This is a genomic window from Sulfuricaulis sp. (genome assembly GCF_049587675.1).
In the GTDB taxonomy this organism is placed as follows: domain Bacteria; phylum Pseudomonadota; class Gammaproteobacteria; order Acidiferrobacterales; family Sulfurifustaceae; genus Sulfuricaulis.
On the sequence record NZ_JBAVEJ010000243.1, the window covers coordinates 22,102 to 39,533 of the forward strand.

The following is a 17,432-nucleotide window of genomic DNA, read 5'->3' on the forward strand; positions in this document are numbered from 1 at the left end:
TGGCGCGGCCACAAGATTATTTTTTATGCGCCAGCGCCCGACGGCGATGGCGAATCAGCGTTGCCAACCAGATCAAAACGCCCACCAACACGAGGCCGAGCAGTACGTACAGCTCGTAGCGCTTGAAGTCGTCCAGGAACAGGCGGAAGGCCTCACCGAATAGATAGCCTGCAGAAGCGAAAGTGATGGACCATATGATCGCGCCGATCAGATTGAGCGTGAAAAAACGTGAGCGCGAGATATGCGCCGCACCGACCGCAAACGGCGTGACGTTGCGAAATCCATAGAAGAACCGGAATGACAGGATGAGCAGGTTTTTGTGACGATGCAGATGCTTGTAAACCTTCGCGGCGCCTTCCTGCCACGACAGACGCTTGGCAATGATTTTCGGTCCGTAATGCCGGCCGATGTAGAAGTACAGCTGGTCACCGCTGAAGCTGCCGGCGAACGCGCTGACGATCACCCACGGCAATTCGAGAAACCCCATGTGCGCGGCGAACCCGCCCAGGATAAGAATGGTTTCCCCTTCCAGAAACGTTCCGATCAGGATGGCGAGGTAGCCGTAGTTCTTGATCAGTTCAGTGAGCGTTTCCAGTGACATGGGAAAATCAAAGCAACGGCTTCAGAGCGAACTCAAGCCCACAAGAACAACATTCCCCGAGCGCTGTCGGGGCCGGATAAATCGGCGATACGGCGTCAGTCCGTCAGTCGTCAGCCGGGAACGACACGCGTGGCCTGTTTTCCTTTCGGTCCCTGAGTATGCTCGAACTCGACCTTCTGTCCTTCATTCAGGCTCTTGTATCCATCCCCTTCTATGGTGGAGAAATGAACGAATACATCCTCACTGCCGTCGGTCGGGGTGATGAAACCGTAACCCTTCGCGTTATTGAACCACTTCACAGTACCGGTCTGCATACATACCTCTTTTTTATTTGATTGCTAATACCGCCCACCTCCTAGTATTACTCCGGTCGGGCGTGGAAACATCCTACGTGAAGTCCTCAGGCATGACAATGCTGCGGGCAAGCCTTGGTCAGGCGGGCAGAATGAGCAAACGCTAATATTCCTCGTGCCCCCGGCCGCGGCCGCGCTTGATTGCCGCGTGGCGCTTCTTGGCCGCCAACCGTCGCTCTTTCGCACCCCGGCTGACGCGGGTCGCCTTGCGCAACTTGGGCACGTGATTCAGCGCACGCAATTTATGAATCAGCCGCTCGAAAGCGATCTCGCGGTTACGAATCTGGGAACGGTTTTCCGTGGCCGTCACCACCACGCCCGATGGCAAGTGGGTCAGGCGCACCGCCGATTCGGTGCGGTTCACATGCTGACCGCCGGGGCCGGAAGCGCGATAGGTATCCACGCGCACTTCCTGTTCCAGCGCCGCACGATTCAATGCATAGGGCGGCGGTTTAGCGGCCTTCAGTCGCATGATGCATCTTTCATTTCAGATAACGGACCTTCTGTTAGAATACGCGCCCTTGAGCTGTCCCGAATAATAAAGGAAAAGCTGCATGATCGTTATCCTTAAAGCCGATCTTACCGAGAAGTCACCGGAATACCGGCAGGTTCTCGACTACCTGGCGCACAAACCGAACATCAAGACGCGGGTGCATCAGGAGGTCGGCAGCCTGCAGACGCTCACCGAAATATACCTCATCGGCGATACCGCCTCGCTCGACAAAACCGAGGTCGAGAGCCTGCCCGGCGTGGACCGCGTGGTGCGCGTCTCGGAAGAATACCGCATCCTGGGCCGGCACAAGGACGACAGCCGCCCCACCGGCTTTGAGTACAACGGCGTCAAATTCAGCCAGGACAATCTCAACGTCTTCGCCGGTCTCTGTGCCGTGGACAATCCGACTCATGTCGAGATGATGCTGAAGGCGCTGCGCGACAACGGCCAGGTATGCACGCGCATGGGCGCGTACAAGCCGCGCACCAATCCGTATTCGTTCCAGGGCCACGGCAAGGAGTGTCTTCCCTGGGTGTTTGATCTCGCCGGAAAATACGGCATCAAGGCGATCGCCATGGAGATCACTCACGATTCGCATCTGCACGAGATCCAGGAGGCGCTGCATAAAACCGGTAAACCCACGGGCGTGATGCTGCAGATCGGCACACGCAACACGCAGAACTTCGAATTGCTCAAGATCGTCGGGCGCCAGCGCGAACTGCCGGTGCTGCTCAAGCGCGGCTTCGGAATCACGCTCGAAGAATCGCTGAACGCCGCCGAATATCTGGCGAGCGAAGGCAACCGTAACATTGTCTTCGGGCTGCGCGGCATGAAGACCAACATGGGCGATCCGCACCGCAACTTCGTCGACTTTGCGCACGTGCCAGTGATCAAGCGCCTGACGCGCATGCCGGTGTGCATCGATCCGTCGCACTCCGTCGGCTCGCGCGATCGCGCGCCCGACGGCATGCTCGATATTTCGCACGTGACGGCGCAGGGCGTGATCGCCGGCGCCAACATGGTCCTGGTGGATTTTCACCCGGTGCCGGCGAAGGCCCTGGTGGACGGCCCGCAAGCGCTGCTGCTGGAAGAACTACCCTACTTTTTGGAAGACATCGCGATCGCGCGCGAGGCCTACGAAAAACGCCGGGCGTTGACGCAACATTTTCGCGCGTCACACTGATTTGTGCTGACTTCATCGATGAACTGCGCGCGCGTCGCTCGCTCATCGGACGGATTTCGGAAATAAAGTAAACGGATTACTTTACCGTGTTGTACAGCACGTCCGCGATTACGCGTGTTTTCTTTTCTATGAGAACAACGCTGCGACCGACCTTCTGGCGCTCATGAGATGACGGTAATGGCGACAGTTTCCGCTCCAACGCGGGCGGCAGGGGTTCCGCCCCGATGTCGGCAGGCAACCATCCGCCCTTAAGCAGGGGCATCGATCCCGGGGATGATTTTGCGGGGGCGGATTTCCGATAGTAATCCTCGATCACCGCACGGTCGCCGGCGCTGAACCGGACCACGATGGCTGCGCTATTCTCCTTAACCGCCACGCGGCCGGCGTTGGCTGCGCTATCGTCCTTGACCGCCACGCGGCTGGATGTGGCGGTATACGACGCGCAGCTGCTAAGCATCATCCCAATCAGCGCAAACAGCAGAAATTTGTGCATAGCGACTACTTCTTCCCCGGATAATGCCGCAGCGTCTGGCCCATGTAGATCTGGCGCGGACGGTCGATGCCGTGGGACTCGCCCTGCAGTTCAAGCCAGTGACTGGTCCAGCCGGCGGTACGTGCGACCGCGAACACGGCGGTGAACATATTCATCGGGAAACCCATGGCGCGCAGCAGGATTCCGGAATAGAAATCCACGTTCGGGTACAGCTTGCGCTCGATGAAGTACTCGTCCTTGAGGGCGATTTCCTCGAGGCTCATGGCGATTTCGAGCAGCGGGTCGTCCTTGCCGAGATGCACCAGAACCTTCTTCGCCTGCGCCTGAATGACGAGCGAGCGCGGGTCGAAGTTTTTGTAGATGCGGTGGCCAAAGCCCATGAGACGGAATGAATCGTTTTTATCCTTGGCGCGGGCGATGGTCTTGGGGATGTTTTCGACCGAGCCGATCTCCATCAGCATCTTGAGCACCGCCTCGTTCGCCCCGCCGTGCGCCGGCCCCCACAGCGAGGCGATACCGGCGGCGATGCAGGCGAAGGGATTCGCACCGCTCGAAGCCGCCAGGCGCACGGTCGAGGTCGAGGCGTTTTGTTCGTGGTCGGCGTGCAGGATAAAAATGACATCGAGCGCACGCGCCAGAACCGGATCGACGATGTACTCCTGGGCCGGCGTGCCAAACATCATCTGCAGGAAGTTCGAAGCATAGTCGAGCCGGTTGTTCGGATAGCGCTGCGGGCGTCCGATCGAATAGGTATAGCTGGCCGCGGCCAGCATCGGCATTTTGGCGACGAGACGCGTGGCGGCCAGATGACGGTCGTTGGCGTCGCGGATATTCATGACGTCATGATAGAACGCCGACAGCGCCCCCACCACTCCCACCATGACCGCCATCGGATGGGCGTCACGGCGAAACCCGCGGTAAAAGGACAGCACCTGCTCGTGCAGCATGTTGTGGGTGCCGAGGGAATGGTCAAACTGCTTGCGCTGTATCGGCGTCGGCAGTTCGCCGTTCATCAGCAGATAGGCCACCTCGACGAAATCGCTGTGTTCGGCCAGATCCTCGATCGGATAACCGCGGTAAAGCAGGATGCCCTTGTCGCCGTCGACGAAAGTGATGGCGCTCTTGCACGCGGCGGTGGAGCGGAAACCAGGGTCAAAGGCAAGCAGGTTATGCCGGGCGTACAACGTCTGGATGTCCACGGCACTGGGCCCGAGCGTGCCTTCCAACACCGGCAGGCTGCCGTCGCCCTGCTCTTCAGAGATCACTGCATTGACGTATTTGGTTGCCATGTTATGCGTCCGCCTCGTCAGCCGAAAACCTAAGAATTGACCATATCATAAGGACTGTCCAGCAGAAAAAGTCCATGGAAGGACTTTTTCTGCATGCATTCAGGTCTCAGGGGCGCTCATAAACCCATCTGATCACCGCCTCCTGCACCGCCTGCCCGGCGGCGCTATCGGCGCGCGAATTGTTATGCAGGCACACTACCACCATACGCCGGCCGGCCCGGTCCTGCACGTAACCCGCGACACTGCGCACGTCACGCAGGCTTCCGGTCTTGAGATGCATCTGCCCATCGAACCCGTCTCCATTGAACCGTTTGCGCAGCGTTCCGTCCATGGCCGAAATCGGCAGTGAGGAAACGAACTCGGGCATGAAGGGACTGCGCCAGGCGGTGAGCAGGACTTCGCCCAAGTGGCGCGCGGAGATCGCCTCCTCGCGCGACAGCCCGGCACCGTTTTCCAGCACCAGCTCCGGGAAATCGAGCTGGCGCTGCTTGAGCCATTCGTACACCACCTGAATGCCTTTGTCCGTGGTGCCCGGCGCACCGTGCAGCGAAGCGCCCAGCGTGAGCAGCAACTGGCGGGCCATGACGTTGTTACTGTACTTATTAATGGAGCGAATGATATCGGCCAGCGGCGGTGAGTCCACCGTGGCGAGCAACTGCGCTCCGACCGGGACCGAGCCTTCGCGCGCCTCACCCTCGAAACGCCCGCCGAGATCGGTCCACAGCGAGCGGAACATTCCTAATAGATAAGGCACCGGTTCGGACACGACGCGAAACAATTCATTGTCGCCGCAATCCGCGTCATAGGTTCCGCTAAAAACGACGTGGGTCTGATCCTTATTATGCCTGACCTTCATGCCCAGGTTACGCGCCCAACCGCGGCAGGGGCCGCGGGCCAGCGTGACCCGGTTCTCGACTTCGACATTGGCCGGCAGCGGATCGGCTGCTATCTGCACGCGGTTGGTCTGCGGTTGCGGCATGAAACGGAAATTCACCGCCTGAAAATTTACCAGCAGCGCGCTCGGCAGCACGTTGTAGGCGCGCAGCGGCTGGTCATCGAATTCGCCGGCATCCTCCGCCTCGCGCGCGAAATAGGTCTGGTCAAGCACCAAGTCGCCCTTGATCGATTCCACACCCTCGGCGCGCAGCGTGCGCAGAAACCGCCAGAAATGTTCAATGACCAGATACGGATCGCCATAACCTTTAATATAAAGATCACCATCGAGCCGTCCGTCGCGAACCGGCGCGGTGACATAGGCCTCGGTCTTCCAATGCCATGCCGGGCTCAGTTTTTCCAGCGCCACGAGTGTGGTCAGCACCTTGATGGTCGAGGCCGGATGCCGCGGTTCGTCGGCCGCCACCGCGAGCAAGGGCTCCGGCTGGCCAAGCTCCTGCACATACAGGCTAAGGCCGCGCGCCGACATGCCGTGCTGCTTGAGTACCGCCGCGATTGGCTCCGGGAGCCTGTCGGCGGCGGATGCCGGCGAGAACCAGGATAATCCCAGCAGCAGACATACGACCGGATTCCACAGGGACGGCTGTCTCATTTCATGTCACCTCTTTCCACCACTTCGCAATAACCTCGCCCATGCGCGGGTTGACCAGGTATCCAAAGGAACGGTGCACGTTCAGTCCCAGATCGTTGCGAAAATAATTGAAGATCCCGCCGTCCACGTCGGTGATGGACTCGACGACGCCCAACTCGAGCATGGCCTTGTAATCGTCACGCAGATCCGGGTCCAGCGCCGTAAGATCACCCTGGGACGCGATATTGATCCAGTGACGGATATTGCGCGGGTAGCGCAGGATTCCCTTTTCACGCCTGCCCAGCAGACGCTGCTGCGTGAAGCGCATCCCGAGCGGACTACCGATGGTCAGAAACAGGTCCACGCGGCCGGGATTTTTCTCAATATGCGTCAGTTCCCACAAAGAATCGTAGGCTATCACGGAGCCCATGCTGTGGCCGATGATCAGGACACGCTCGTCCCGGGCGAACATTTCCCGCAGCGGCGCCTTGAGCAGTTCCCGCACCTGTTGCCCGATGTTGTCCTCGTTGCGGAAATATCGCGCGGTTTCCCGAATCGTGTTCTTGACCACCGGGTCCGGCAGCAGCGGAATTAAAAAATTGAACACATCGGCGAGGGTGTAAAGCACCCATGCGGTACGGCACCGGAATGACAGCGCCTCACGCACGTCTTCATGCGTAGGGCCATCCTGCTTCAGCAATGCATCGATCCATGGCAGGTCCTCGTCCAGCGGCTTGTAACTCTGGTAATAAAGCGAGTTCCATCCAATCAACTGGAACAAGCTGCTGTCGGCTTCGATTTCCTGTGCCACGGCGGGATCGGCGCGCTCGACGCCCCGCCGCAGGCAGCGCAGAAGCTGCTGCCGGTGTTCTTCCGCCGGCGGTTTGGGATTCTTCCCGGGGATATAGATGATGCGGTTGGTTGCGCTCAAGGTGTCCACACAGCAAGCAAGTCGAGATTTTAACTTTGAGTTCCGTTAAACTCCTATTTCATTTTTCTTGGCGTCCTTGGCGTCCTTGGCGGTAAAAACTAATAATAGTCCATTCCGGGTGCTCATCCTCGGTCACGGCGAGATGGGCCGGACGATGGAATATCTTCTTCGGCCGCGCCACTCACTCGCCGTCTGGGAACGACACCCCGGCCCGGGAAGTCCGACGGTAGTGCTCGAATCGGCCGCCAACCAGCAGGATTTCATCCTTTTCTGCCTGCCAGCCAACCCCCATTTCGAACTGGCCAGTCGGCTGCGACCGCGTCTGCGCCGTGATGGCGTGTGTCTCAGTTTCGCCAAAGGCCTCGATAAACACGGACGTACCGCCGCACAGGCGCTGACGGAAGCGCTTGGATCGGTCTCCGCCTTCGGTGTCCTGTACGGACCGATGATCTCGGAAGAAATCCGTGATGGCCGCCCGGCATTCGCCCAGGCCGGAACGACGCGCGCCGAGATATACGGGCGCGTGCGCGAGCTGTTTGCCGAAACCTCGCTGTATCTCGAACACAGCACCGATATCGCGGGTATTTCCTGGTCCGCCGTGCTCAAAAACGTCTATGCCATCCTGTTTGGTGTGGCCGACGAGATGGGAATGGGGGACAACACGCGGGGTTATCTGGCGGTGGCGGCCGTGGCTGAGCTGGAGAGCATCGTGACCGGCCTGGGCGGCGATCCACAGACTCCCCGGCGGCTCGCCGGCCTGGGCGATCTGATCACCACCGCGACCAGCGCCGGCTCGCACCATCACGAAGTGGGCCGGCGGCTGGCCCGGGGGCAGGAAGCACTTACGGGCGAGGGCGTTCATACACTGGAGATGGTCCACACTCACGGACTCTTCGACGCTCGCGGCTTTCCCCTCTTCGATCTCATCGGCCGGATGCTCGCCGAACCCGCCACGGCACGAGCACAGATGCATAATTTTCTCAATCGTTTGCGCCGCTGAAGATCGTCGCCGAAGATATTTTTTTCTAATTTTATCTTTCCATGCATGGCGGAAAGAGGTTAGAATGCCCGTCCAGTTATGACATTTCCCAACATGTATCAACGGAATTGCCTGAACTGAACCCGCAACAAAAGGCGGCGGTACAGTACATCAATGGCCCCCTGCTGGTGCTGGCAGGCGCGGGCAGCGGCAAGACCTCCGTCATCACCCGCAAGATCGTCTGGCTCATCCGCGATTACGGCATCACCCCGCGCAATATCGTCGCTGTGACCTTCACCAACAAGGCCGCGCGCGAGATGAAAGCACGCGTTGGCGACCTGCTCAACGGCGCTCACGGCAAGGAACTCCTGATCTCGACCTTTCACACCTTCGGTCTCAGAATCCTGCGCAACCACCTGGAGACCATAGGCTACCGTCCGGGCTTTTCCCTGTACGATAACGAAGACAGCCAGTCGTTGCTTGCCAAACTGCTGCGCGGCCAGTACTCCGGCAAGAACAACCCGGCCGATGCCGTGCAGAGACAGATCTCGCTGTGGAAAAACAGCCTTGTCTCGCCGGCGGAGGCGCCGCTCTCGGCCGGCGGTGAAAGCATCCAGGACATCGCGGCTCGGGTCTACGGCGAATACGAGCGTCACCTCCAGGCGTACAACGCCATCGATCTCGACGACCTGATCCTCAAGCCGGTGCGTCTGTTCCAGAACCATCCGGAGGTGCTGGAAGAATGGCGCCGGCGCGTGCGCTACCTGCTGGTGGACGAATACCAGGACACGAATCTCTGCCAGTACGAACTGGTGAAACTACTCGCCGGCAGCCGCGGGGCGCTGACGGTGGTGGGCGACGACGACCAATCCATTTACGCCTGGCGCGGCGCTCATCCCGAGAACCTGAAGCTCTTACAAGAGGATTACCCGTCGCTGAAGGTGATCAAGTTGGAACAGAATTACCGCTCGAGCGGACGTATCCTCAAGGCCGCCAACGCGCTGATCGCCAACAACCCGCACATTTTCGAAAAAGCCTTGTGGTGCGAGCGCGACTTCGGTGAACCGGTACACGTGCTCAAGGCTCGCGGTGACGAACACGAGGCCGAGCGCGTGGTATCCGAGCTGTTGCATCACAAGTTCAAGCACAACACCGATTTCCGGGATTACGCCATCCTGTTCCGGGAAAATCACCAGTCGCGTGTTCTCGAACGCGTGCTGCGCGAGCGGCGCATCCCCTACTTCCTCAGCGGCGGTTCCTCGTTTTTCGACAAAACCGAGATCAAGGACGTCATGGCCTATCTGCGGTTGCTGTGCAACCCGGGCGACGACAACGCCTTCCTGCGTGTGATCAACACACCGCGGCGCGAGATCGGCGCGGCCACGCTCGAGCAACTCTCGGCGCACGCCGGTGAGCTGGGCACGAGCCTGCTGCAGGCATCGCTGGACGCCGGCATCGAGCGACGCCTCACCGCGCGGCAGGTGGCGATACTGCGCGTCTTCACGCACTGGCTGACCGACATGATCGGCAAGGCGGCCGAAGAAGAGCCGGCCAAGCTGGTGTGCGACATACTCGCCGACCTGCATTACGAGGAATGGCTTAAGGACACCTGCAACGATCTGAAAATTGCGCAGCGACGCATGGAAAACGTGCTCGAGCTCGTGGCCTGGATCCAGCGGCTCGCACGTCAGGACGAAGAGGACAAGTCGCTGAGCGGACTGGTCGCGCGCTTGACGCTGGCGGGCATACTGGACCGGGGCAACGAAGACAATCCCGGCGACTTGGTCGCGCTCATGACGCTGCACGCGGTCAAGGGACTGGAATTTCCGCATGTATTCATCGTCGGCATGGAGGAAGGCTTGCTCCCGCATCACCAGAGCCAATCGGACTCGGGCGTGGAAGAAGAACGCCGCCTGGCCTATGTCGGTATCACCCGCGCCCGCCAGACACTCACCTTCTCGTTCGTCGAACGGCGCAAGCGTGGCGGCGAGGTGATTGCCTGCGAACCCAGCCGCTTTCTCAAGGAACTGCCGCCCGACGACCTGCGCTGGGAAGAGCCGGACCGGGAACCCGACCCCCAGGCCATGCTCGGCCGCGCCGAGGTCTACCTCTCTAACCTGCGGAATATGCTCGGTAACGGCTGACCCCTTCCCCAGGCCAGCCTTTATCCCGGCAGGTCATAGATAATTCCAGTCGTTTTCGCTATGCTTGAACCTATTCGGGTCGAATAGGGATTTCCCGCAGGCGTCAAAAAAACATGGCATCGCCTCGCACAGTATCCAAGTCGATGGACGAGCGGCGTAAAAGCCGGATCCATTCGTGGGAAACTGCGCAGGATTTCTCCGCGCTGGACCTTACGCCAGACAATTTCCACGCGTTCTACGTCAAATTTACCAACCTGCGTTTCCCGATGATGGTCTCGCACCTGCTCGAGCTGCGTTACCTCATCAATCACACCGTTGAAACGTTCATGGAGCCGCCGCTCACACCCGATTACCGCCAGTTCCGCGAGAGTCTGCAGGCGGCGGTCGATTCCTTCATCGACAAGCGGCGCCACAGCGAGCGCATGTTGCGGATACTGAGCATGTTCCGCGACATTCATTACACGCACTCGATCATGTCGCGCGACGCCGAGCGGCGGCTGCGCGAGACCATGGACAACAATCGCGCCAACCGCATGAAGTTCATCCGCTACGGGCTTTTCTTTGTGTTCGCCGGCGTAGCCAGCGGCATTGTCTGGCTGGCGGTGCCTGAGCCGATGTGGCTGGTCAAGCTCCTGCCCGCGGTCTACAGTTATCTCTCCTGGTACTATTTTCACAAGCTGCCCGGACTCGACCGGGAGCACGAAAAACTGACGCTCGAACTCAACGACGTGCTGCGCCGCCGCGTCGATTCCCTCAACTGGAAAACCCTCATTCACAAACTCGCCATGGTCCTGGGTTACAAGCGCCTGCCGGGCATCGAGGTGTTCCATGACGACCACGATCGCATGGATCGGTCGGTTTATCACTGAAGGGCTGTCGTCCCCGCGAAAGCTACGTTTGCTGTCATCTCCGCGAAAGCGGAGATCCAGGTAGTGAATGATCAAATGCCGCCTAACAGGCGGCATTTGTCTTTAAAGGCGACTTGTGGGTGGCTGACCCACGGCAGGTGACTTTTCTTTGCGCGAACAAAGAAAAGTCACCCAGGATGCAGGGGCGGAGCCACCCGCAATTAGTTTTTCAGCGTCGGCGAAGCCGACACAACAGGTTGTTCGGTGGGCTACGGCAAAATTCTCCCAGCCCGCCCTACATTAACTATATGCACTCACCCTCTCGGATGATGCTGCTCGTGCAGCGTTTTCAACCTTGCCTGAGCAACATGCGTGTAAATCTGCGTAGTGGAAAGGTCAGCGTGGCCGAGGAGCATTTGAACCACGCGCAAATCGGCACCGTGATTGAGCAGGTGCGTGGCGAAGGCGTGGCGCAGGGTATGTGGTGACAGCGCCGTCTGGATTCCGGCGGTGCGCGTGTGGACCTTGAGATTGTGCCAGAAGGCCTGGCGCGTCATGGGTCCGCCGCGCGCGGTGGTGAACAACGCATCGGTCGAGCGGCTGCGCACCAGCTTGGGCCGGCCTTCGGCGAGATAGCGGCTGATCCATGAGATCGCCTCTTCGCCCAGCGGTACCAGCCTTTCCTTGTCACCCTTGCCAATGACGCGGACCACGCCCTGCGTGAGGCTGACCTGCGACAGCGTCATTCCAACCAGTTCCGATACGCGCAGGCCAGTGGCGTAGAGCGTCTCCAGCATCGCGCGGTCGCGCAGGCCGTAATGCGTCGCGACGTCCGGCGACTGGAGCAGTTTCTCGACCTGTTCTTCGGTGAGCGACTTGGGCAAGGGCCGGCCAATCTTGGGCGAATCGATCAGTGCCGTGGGATCGGTTTTGATACGCTCCTCGCGCACGAGATAACCGTAAAAACGCCGCAAGCTCGAAAGCAGCCGCGCCGTGGTGCGCGGACGCGCGCCTTTGCCGACACAACCGGAGAGATAATCAAGCAAATCGCCGCGCGAAGCGGTCGTCAGCGCCGTCCCGCGCGGCGCCAGCCAGCGGCTCAGACCTTCCAGATCGCTGCGATAGGCGTCGAGCGTGTTAGCGCTCAACCCCTCCTGCAGCCAGATGGCATCGCAGAAGCGCTCGATGATGTCCTTATCCGGCGTGCTCATGCTCCAGCAGCCGGTGCTTGAGGCGCAGCGCGCTTCCCGATCGTTTACCCATGAAACCGCCGGCGCCATTCGCGGCCACGACGCGGTGGCAGGGAATCACGATGGGGACGGGATTGGCGCGGCAGGCATTGCCCACAGCGCGCGCCGAGGTGTCGAGTTTCTTTGCGAGCACGCCGTAACTGAGCGTCCGGCCCGCGGGAATCCGTTGTAATGCACGCCACACACGCTGCTGAAAGGCCGTGCCCGACAGCGCTAGCGGAATGCAGAAGGAAGCGTTAGGGTTGGTGAAATACGCCTGGAGCTGGCGGCAAACTTTTTTCGCCGCGGTCGTGCGCGGAGCATGTAGGGCCGTTGTCTCGCCCAGAAAACTGACATCGACCAGCGCATCGTTTTCCAGTATCACGCCGATCCGTCCCACGGGCGTGGATATGACGGCATCGTATCCTTTAGCCTGTGTAGAGTTTTCCCTGCGCCGCATGTCCTCATTATCCACGGACGGGATAGGCGACGCCACTGACTGGGGTTTTAAAACCCCGTCGGAGCGAGCCGAGCACCGAGCCAGGCCGGGAGTCGTCGCGAGACTTTTGATCGAGCCCGAGGCGCGTTGTTCAGCGCCCGGCGAGTTAGGATCGCGCCCGGCCGCAGCGAGACGCGCAGGGAACCGCGCGATGTTGGCGCGGCGAAGCGACCGGGTGTCCTTCTCTTTGGTTCCTTTCTCTTGGACAAGCAAGAGAAAGGAACCCAGGGTGCAGGGGCGGAGCCACCCGCAATTAGCTTTTCAAAGTCAATAGCCGCCTTTCGGCGGCTATTGACCATTCACTACCTGGATGTCCGCCTTCGCGGACATGACAACAGCTCAGACCTTCTCGCGGATACGCGCTGCCTTGCCGGCCAGATCGCGAAGATAGTAAAGCTTGGCGCGGCGCACGTCGCCCTTGCGATTGACATCGATCTTAGCGATAGCCGAGCTGTAAAGCGGGAACACGCGTTCCACGCCCTCGCCGTAGGAGGTCTTGCGCACCGTGAACGAGGAATTGTAGCCGCTGTTGCGGCGCGCGATTACCATGCCCTCGAAGGCCTGGAGGCGTTCGCGCTCGCCTTCCTGCACCTTGACGTGCACGGTGACGGTATCTCCCGGCGCAAATGCCGGAACTTTCTTGTCCGTCATCATTCGCGTTTCCAAATCTTGCATGATCTTGCTCATTTTTCGACTCCTGACTCTTCTTTAAGATGTTCCTGCCGGAATTCTTCCAGCAGCTGTTTCTGCTCATTGTTCAAGGACAACCGTTCCAGCAAATCCGGCCGCCGCAACCACGTTCGTCCCAGCGACTGCTTCAGCCGCCAGCGGCGGATCCTGGCATGGTCGCCGGACAACAACACCTCCGGCACTTTGCACCCCGCGTACTCTTCCGGCCGGGTGTAGTGCCCGCAATCAAGCAGACCCTCCACGAAAGAATCCTGTTGCGCCGAATCTTCATCGCCCAGCGCGCCGGGAAGCTGACGCGCAATGGCGTCGATCACAACCATCGCCGCGAGTTCGCCGCCGGAGAGGACATAATCGCCGATCGACCATTCCTCGTCCACTTCACTCTCGAGCAGGCGCTCGTCGATGCCTTCGTAGCGGCCCGCGAGGAGAATCATTCCTTCGCGCCGCGACATCTCCAACGCGCCCGCGTGGTCCAACTTGCGTCCCTGCGGCGAAAGATAAATCACCTTCGCGCCTTTTGCCTGCTCGCCGCGAGCCAATTTGATAGCGCGCGCCAGCGGCTCGATCATCATTACCATTCCCGGGCCGCCGCCGTAAGGCCGGTCATCCACGCTGCGGTGCCGGTCTTCCGTGTAATCGCGCGGGTTCCACACCCGCAAGCTCAGCAATCCGTTCTTGATCGCCCGGCCGGTGATGCCGTATCCGGTCACGGCCTCGAACATCGGCGGAAACAGACTGATGACGTCAATTCTCATGGGCTAGAAGTCCGCGTCCCAGTCCACCCGGATGACCCCTGTCTCGAGATCCACTTCGCGAATGACTTGCGCCGTTGCCGGAAGCAATCGCTCGCGTCCGTTGCGCACTACCATCACATCGTTCGCACCGGTATCGAACAGGTAGTCCACCTTTCCGAATTTCTCGCCGGCAAGGTTGATCACATCAAGCCCGACGAGTTGCGCCCAGTAATATTCGCCTTTCTTCAGCGGCGGCAACTTCGATAGCGTAATCGCGATCTCGGCACCGATGAGAGTGCTGGCCTGATCGCGATCGGTATAACCGGTCAGCCTGGCGACAACGCCCTTGCCCTGCGCGCGCCCTTCTTCAACCGCGATCTCGCGCCAGTCACCGCCGATTTTCACGAGCCAGGGCGAATAACCGATGATGGCTTCGCGCGGGCGGGCGTGGGAGAACACCTTGACCCAGCCCTGCACACCGAAGAGGCCGCTGATCCGGCCGAAAAGCACCAAACCGTCAGGGCGTGACGGATCGGCCATGTGACGTCAGGAGGCGCTGGCTTGCTTCAGCAGCTGCGCCACGCGTTCGGTCGGCTTGGCTCCCTTGCTCAACCAGAACTCCACGCGCGCCATGTCGACGTGTATTTTCTGTTCCTTGGCGGACGCCAAGGGATTGTAAAATCCGATGCGTTCAATGTTGTTGCCGTTGAGCGCGCGACGACGGTCCGCGACGATGATGCGGTAATAAGGGCGCTTGTTCGCGCCGCCACGGGCCAGACGTATTGTTACCATTCGTGCTTCCTCTATCCGTTTAAGACCCGGTCCGACCGGACAAGGCCCTGCAAGGTTTGCGAAAGGGCGCGATTTTACCCTTGATACCCGGGGAAATGAAGGGGCTGGGCCGGAAAATCCGCTGTTATTTAGAGGTCTGTGACAAATAAAGCGCCATAAACACGGGTTTGCTCCGTCACCCGGCCCTGCTGCCCGGACCGGAGGATCAATTACCCGATCAGGCTTGCAAATCGGCCGTGACTGGCAGATAAAACAGAGAAGAACATCTCACTAACTTGACCGAGGCGCGATATGGCCAAGTCTTCATCCATCCCCGCAGGCATGGCCCTCCGGGCCGAGGTACCCGCTGATTACGCCAGCATCCTGACCCCGGAGGCGCTCGATTTCGTCGCCGGCCTCGCGCGCGCCTTCGAGCCCGAACGGGAGCGGCTTCTGGCACGGCGCGCGCAGCGACAGATCGAGCTCGACCGCGGCGTCAAACCGGATTTTCTGCCCGAAACGAAATCGGTGCGCGAGGCCAACTGGACCATCGCCCCCGTGCCGGCGGAACTGGCGGACCGGCGCGTGGAGATCACCGGCCCGGTCGACCGCAAGATGATTATCAACGCGCTCAATTCCGGCGCCAACGTGTTCCTCGCCGACTTCGAGGATTCGCTGACCCCGACCTGGGACAACCTGATCCGGGGGCAGATCAACTTGCGCGATGCCGTCCGGCGCACGATCAGCTTCGACAGTCCGGAGGGAAAACAATACCGGCTGAATAACTCCACGGCGGTCCTGTTCGTCCGCCCGCGTGGCTGGCACCTGGTTGAGAAACACCTACTGGTCGATGGCAAGCCGGTCTCGGGCGGATTATTCGATTTCGGGCTGTATTTCTTTCACAACGCCAAGACGATGCTGGAGAACGGCACGGCGCCATATTTCTACCTGCCCAAGATAGAGAGCCATCTCGAGGCGCGCCTGTGGAACGAGGTGTTCGTGTGGGCACAGCAACGGCTGAACATTCCGCGCGGCACGATTAAGGCGACGGTGCTGATCGAGACCATTCTGGCCGCGTTCGAGATGGATGAAATGCTGTACGAGCTGCGCGAGCACTCGGCCGGTCTCAATTGCGGCCGCTGGGATTATCTGTTCAGCGCCATCAAGAAGTTCAGCCTCAACCCGGATTTCATCCTTGCCGACCGCGGACTGGTGACGATGACCGCGCCGTTCATGCGCGCGTATTCGCAGCTTCTGATCCAGACATGCCACCGGCGCAACGCGCATGCGATGGGCGGCATGGCGGCCCAGATCCCGATCAAAACCGATCCGGCGGCGAACGAAGCCGCGCTCGCCAAGGTGCGCGCCGACAAGGAGCGCGAGGCCCATGACGGTCACGACGGCACTTGGGTGGCACACCCGGGGCTGGTGCCGCTGGCGAAAGAGGTTTTCGACCGGCTCATGCCCACGCCGAACCAGATTCATCGCAAGCGCGAAGAGGTACGCGTGAGCGCCGCCGACCTGCTGGCATTCTCGCCGCAGTCGCCGATCACGGAAGCCGGGTTGCGCTACGATATCGGCGTCGGCATCGAATACATGGGGGCGTGGCTGGCCGGCACCGGCTGCGTGCAGATTAACAACCTCATGGAAGACGCCGCAACTGCGGAAATATCGTGCTCGCAGGTGTGGCACTGGATACACAGCCCCAAGGGCGTGCTCGCCGACGGACGCAAAGTCACGCTCGACCTGGCACGCCGGTTGATCCCGGAGCAGCTCCAACGCATTCGGACTTCGCTTGGGGGAAGAACATACGCCGCCGGCAAATACGAGCTTGCCGCAAAGCTGTTCGACAAGTTCATCAGCACTGAACCGCTGCCGCAATTCCTGACGTTGTTAGGATACGACTATCTTGACTGAGTCGCGTCACCCGGCGTGGACGGCGTAGGCGATTTTGGCGCCGGCTCGTCCTCTTCAAACAGACCCGGCGGCGGCGCGGCCTGCGGCGGGTTACCGTCATAAATCTGATTGCGGCGGTTCTGGCGATAGGCCTCGCGCATAAAAACATACTGATCCTTCCCCGCCGCCTGTTCCAGAATGTCGGATGCATCCAGCAACTGCTCGCGCCGTTCGACCACCTCCACAAACAACAGCGCGTAGCGCGTGTCGCGATCTTCCAAGTGAGTCAGCGGATAGGTCTGCCAATCCACCAGCAGCAGCGATGGGCCATCGCGCAGATTGCTTGGCCCGAAGAACGGCAACACCAGGTAAGGCCCTTCGCCCACGCCCCAGACCGCCAGGGTCTGTCCGAAATCCTCGGTGTGCTTCTCAAGTCCCATTTTGGTTGCCACATCGAACAGACCCGCGATTCCGACGGTGGAGTTCACGAGAAATCGTCCCAGGTCCGAGGCGGCCTGCTTGGGTTTGCCCTGCAGCAGGTTGTACAGCATGATCGGCGGATCGTGCAGGTTGCTGAAAAAATTGGAGATGCTGTTTTTCACCGGCTTGGGCGTGATCGCGCGGTAACCCTTGGCGATCGGTTTGATGAAGTACCGGTCCAGCTTGTCGTTGAACGTAAATATCGCGCGGTTGAATCCCTCGATCGGGTCGCGCGCATCGTCGCGATTTTCCGCAGCGTCATTCGTGCTGGCATTGCTGGTTACGGCACCGGAC

19 protein-coding genes are annotated in these 17,432 nt (G+C 60.2%); 5 read left to right on the forward strand and 14 right to left on the reverse strand.

All coding sequences use genetic code 11. The annotated features are described in order from the left end of the window. Positions 1-16: 16 nt before the first annotated feature. The 3 genes from WB402_RS12825 to WB402_RS12835 form a co-directional block, all read right to left on the reverse strand. The gene (locus tag WB402_RS12825) at positions 17-601 is read right to left on the reverse strand and encodes a DedA family protein (RefSeq protein ID WP_424208466.1); all 585 of its coding nucleotides are present in this window, start codon (positions 599-601) and stop codon (positions 17-19) included. 110 nt (positions 602-711) lie between these two features. Next, positions 712-915 carry a cold-shock protein gene (locus WB402_RS12830; protein ID WP_424208468.1) on the reverse strand — a complete coding sequence of 68 codons (204 nt, stop codon included), beginning with the start codon at positions 913-915 and terminating at the stop codon, positions 712-714. A 142-nt stretch (positions 916-1,057) separates the two neighbouring features. Next, positions 1,058-1,426 (reverse strand): peptide chain release factor-like protein, encoded by a 369-nt coding sequence (locus WB402_RS12835; RefSeq protein ID WP_424208470.1) that lies wholly within the window; start codon positions 1,424-1,426, stop codon positions 1,058-1,060. 82 nt (positions 1,427-1,508) lie between these two features. Here WB402_RS12835 and WB402_RS12840 point away from each other — a divergent pair, with 82 nt between their 5' ends. Further along, positions 1,509-2,630 carry a 3-deoxy-7-phosphoheptulonate synthase gene (locus tag WB402_RS12840; protein WP_424208472.1) on the forward strand — a complete coding sequence of 374 codons (1,122 nt, stop codon included), beginning with the start codon at positions 1,509-1,511 and terminating at the stop codon, positions 2,628-2,630. Between the two features lie 76 nt (positions 2,631-2,706). Here the strand turns inward: WB402_RS12840 and WB402_RS12845 are convergent, their stop codons facing one another. The 4 genes from WB402_RS12845 to WB402_RS12860 form a co-directional block, all read right to left on the reverse strand. Further along, positions 2,707-3,123: a hypothetical protein gene (locus WB402_RS12845; RefSeq protein ID WP_424208474.1), complete on the reverse strand. Its 417-nt coding sequence runs from the start codon at positions 3,121-3,123 to the stop codon at positions 2,707-2,709. Positions 3,124-3,128: 5 nt separating this feature from the next. Then, positions 3,129-4,412: a citrate synthase gene (locus WB402_RS12850; RefSeq protein WP_424208476.1), complete on the reverse strand. Its 1,284-nt coding sequence runs from the start codon at positions 4,410-4,412 to the stop codon at positions 3,129-3,131. Positions 4,413-4,518: 106 nt separating this feature from the next. Then, positions 4,519-5,958 carry a D-alanyl-D-alanine carboxypeptidase/D-alanyl-D-alanine endopeptidase gene (gene dacB, locus WB402_RS12855; RefSeq protein ID WP_424208478.1) on the reverse strand — a complete coding sequence of 480 codons (1,440 nt, stop codon included), beginning with the start codon at positions 5,956-5,958 and terminating at the stop codon, positions 4,519-4,521. Position 5,959: 1 nt separating this feature from the next. Next, a complete protein-coding gene (locus tag WB402_RS12860; protein ID WP_424208480.1) occupies positions 5,960-6,868 on the reverse strand; it encodes a hypothetical protein in 909 nt (302 codons plus the stop codon). Positions 6,869-7,022: 154 nt separating this feature from the next. Between WB402_RS12860 and WB402_RS12865 the strand changes: the two genes are divergently transcribed. From WB402_RS12865 to WB402_RS12875, 3 genes are all read left to right on the forward strand, one after another. Then, positions 7,023-7,868 carry a hypothetical protein gene (locus tag WB402_RS12865; protein WP_424208482.1) on the forward strand — a complete coding sequence of 282 codons (846 nt, stop codon included), beginning with the start codon at positions 7,023-7,025 and terminating at the stop codon, positions 7,866-7,868. A gap of 107 nt (positions 7,869-7,975) precedes the next feature. Then, complete coding sequence (locus WB402_RS12870) at positions 7,976-9,991, forward strand: UvrD-helicase domain-containing protein (RefSeq protein WP_424208484.1); 2,016 nt, start codon at positions 7,976-7,978, stop codon at positions 9,989-9,991. A 113-nt stretch (positions 9,992-10,104) separates the two neighbouring features. After that, complete coding sequence (locus WB402_RS12875) at positions 10,105-10,860, forward strand: hypothetical protein (RefSeq protein WP_424208486.1); 756 nt, start codon at positions 10,105-10,107, stop codon at positions 10,858-10,860. A 293-nt stretch (positions 10,861-11,153) separates the two neighbouring features. Here the strand turns inward: WB402_RS12875 and xerD are convergent, their stop codons facing one another. The 6 genes from xerD to rpsP all read right to left on the reverse strand — a co-directional run bounded on the left by xerD (position 11,154) and on the right by rpsP (position 14,783). Continuing rightward, the gene (xerD, locus tag WB402_RS12880) at positions 11,154-12,050 is read right to left on the reverse strand and encodes a site-specific tyrosine recombinase XerD (protein WP_424208488.1); all 897 of its coding nucleotides are present in this window, start codon (positions 12,048-12,050) and stop codon (positions 11,154-11,156) included. Then, on the reverse strand, positions 12,034-12,528 hold the full coding sequence (locus WB402_RS12885; RefSeq protein WP_424208490.1) for a methylated-DNA--[protein]-cysteine S-methyltransferase: 495 nt from the start codon (positions 12,526-12,528) through the stop codon (positions 12,034-12,036). Before WB402_RS12885 ends, xerD begins: the two co-directional genes overlap by 17 nt. A 378-nt stretch (positions 12,529-12,906) precedes the next feature. Beyond that, entirely contained in the window at positions 12,907-13,254 is a 348-nt protein-coding gene (rplS, locus tag WB402_RS12890) for a 50S ribosomal protein L19 (RefSeq protein ID WP_424208492.1), read from the reverse strand. Then, positions 13,251-14,012 (reverse strand): tRNA (guanosine(37)-N1)-methyltransferase TrmD, encoded by a 762-nt coding sequence (trmD, locus tag WB402_RS12895; RefSeq protein ID WP_424208493.1) that lies wholly within the window; start codon positions 14,010-14,012, stop codon positions 13,251-13,253. Before trmD ends, rplS begins: the two co-directional genes overlap by 4 nt. 3 nt (positions 14,013-14,015) lie before the next feature. Further along, complete coding sequence (gene rimM / locus WB402_RS12900) at positions 14,016-14,531, reverse strand: ribosome maturation factor RimM (RefSeq protein ID WP_424208495.1); 516 nt, start codon at positions 14,529-14,531, stop codon at positions 14,016-14,018. Positions 14,532-14,537: 6 nt separating this feature from the next. Further along, a complete protein-coding gene (rpsP, locus tag WB402_RS12905; RefSeq protein ID WP_424208497.1) occupies positions 14,538-14,783 on the reverse strand; it encodes a 30S ribosomal protein S16 in 246 nt (81 codons plus the stop codon). Between the two features lie 291 nt (positions 14,784-15,074). Between rpsP and aceB the strand changes: the two genes are divergently transcribed. After that, positions 15,075-16,679, forward strand: coding sequence for a malate synthase A (gene aceB / locus WB402_RS12910; RefSeq protein ID WP_424208499.1), 1,605 nt, complete (start codon positions 15,075-15,077; stop codon positions 16,677-16,679). Here the strand turns inward: aceB and WB402_RS12915 are convergent. Continuing rightward, a partial coding sequence (locus tag WB402_RS12915) for an MlaA family lipoprotein (RefSeq protein ID WP_424208501.1) occupies positions 16,667-17,432 on the reverse strand: 766 nt, incomplete at its 5' end. The genes aceB and WB402_RS12915 overlap by 13 nt on opposite strands.

What these genes read in the sequence shown, in the direction of transcription:
- WB402_RS12825 (WP_424208466.1), bottom strand. Translation starts at nt 601, where the DNA reads ATGTCACTGGAAACGCTCACTGAACTGATCAAGAACTACGGCTACCTC.
- WB402_RS12830 (WP_424208468.1), bottom strand. Translation starts at nt 915, where the DNA reads ATGCAGACCGGTACTGTGAAGTGGTTCAATAACGCGAAGGGTTACGGT.
- WB402_RS12835 (WP_424208470.1), bottom strand. Translation starts at nt 1,426, where the DNA reads ATGCGACTGAAGGCCGCTAAACCGCCGCCCTATGCATTGAATCGTGCG.
- WB402_RS12840 (WP_424208472.1), top strand. Translation starts at nt 1,509, where the DNA reads ATGATCGTTATCCTTAAAGCCGATCTTACCGAGAAGTCACCGGAATAC.
- WB402_RS12845 (WP_424208474.1), bottom strand. Translation starts at nt 3,123, where the DNA reads ATGCACAAATTTCTGCTGTTTGCGCTGATTGGGATGATGCTTAGCAGC.
- WB402_RS12850 (WP_424208476.1), bottom strand. Translation starts at nt 4,412, where the DNA reads ATGGCAACCAAATACGTCAATGCAGTGATCTCTGAAGAGCAGGGCGAC.
- dacB (WP_424208478.1), bottom strand. Translation starts at nt 5,958, where the DNA reads ATGAGACAGCCGTCCCTGTGGAATCCGGTCGTATGTCTGCTGCTGGGA.
- WB402_RS12865 (WP_424208482.1), top strand. Translation starts at nt 7,023, where the DNA reads ATGGAATATCTTCTTCGGCCGCGCCACTCACTCGCCGTCTGGGAACGA.
- WB402_RS12875 (WP_424208486.1), top strand. Translation starts at nt 10,105, where the DNA reads ATGGCATCGCCTCGCACAGTATCCAAGTCGATGGACGAGCGGCGTAAA.
- xerD (WP_424208488.1), bottom strand. Translation starts at nt 12,050, where the DNA reads ATGAGCACGCCGGATAAGGACATCATCGAGCGCTTCTGCGATGCCATC.
- WB402_RS12885 (WP_424208490.1), bottom strand. Translation starts at nt 12,528, where the DNA reads ATGCGGCGCAGGGAAAACTCTACACAGGCTAAAGGATACGATGCCGTC.
- rplS (WP_424208492.1), bottom strand. Translation starts at nt 13,254, where the DNA reads ATGAGCAAGATCATGCAAGATTTGGAAACGCGAATGATGACGGACAAG.
- trmD (WP_424208493.1), bottom strand. Translation starts at nt 14,012, where the DNA reads ATGAGAATTGACGTCATCAGTCTGTTTCCGCCGATGTTCGAGGCCGTG.
- rimM (WP_424208495.1), bottom strand. Translation starts at nt 14,531, where the DNA reads ATGGCCGATCCGTCACGCCCTGACGGTTTGGTGCTTTTCGGCCGGATC.
- rpsP (WP_424208497.1), bottom strand. Translation starts at nt 14,783, where the DNA reads ATGGTAACAATACGTCTGGCCCGTGGCGGCGCGAACAAGCGCCCTTAT.
- aceB (WP_424208499.1), top strand. Translation starts at nt 15,075, where the DNA reads ATGGCCAAGTCTTCATCCATCCCCGCAGGCATGGCCCTCCGGGCCGAG.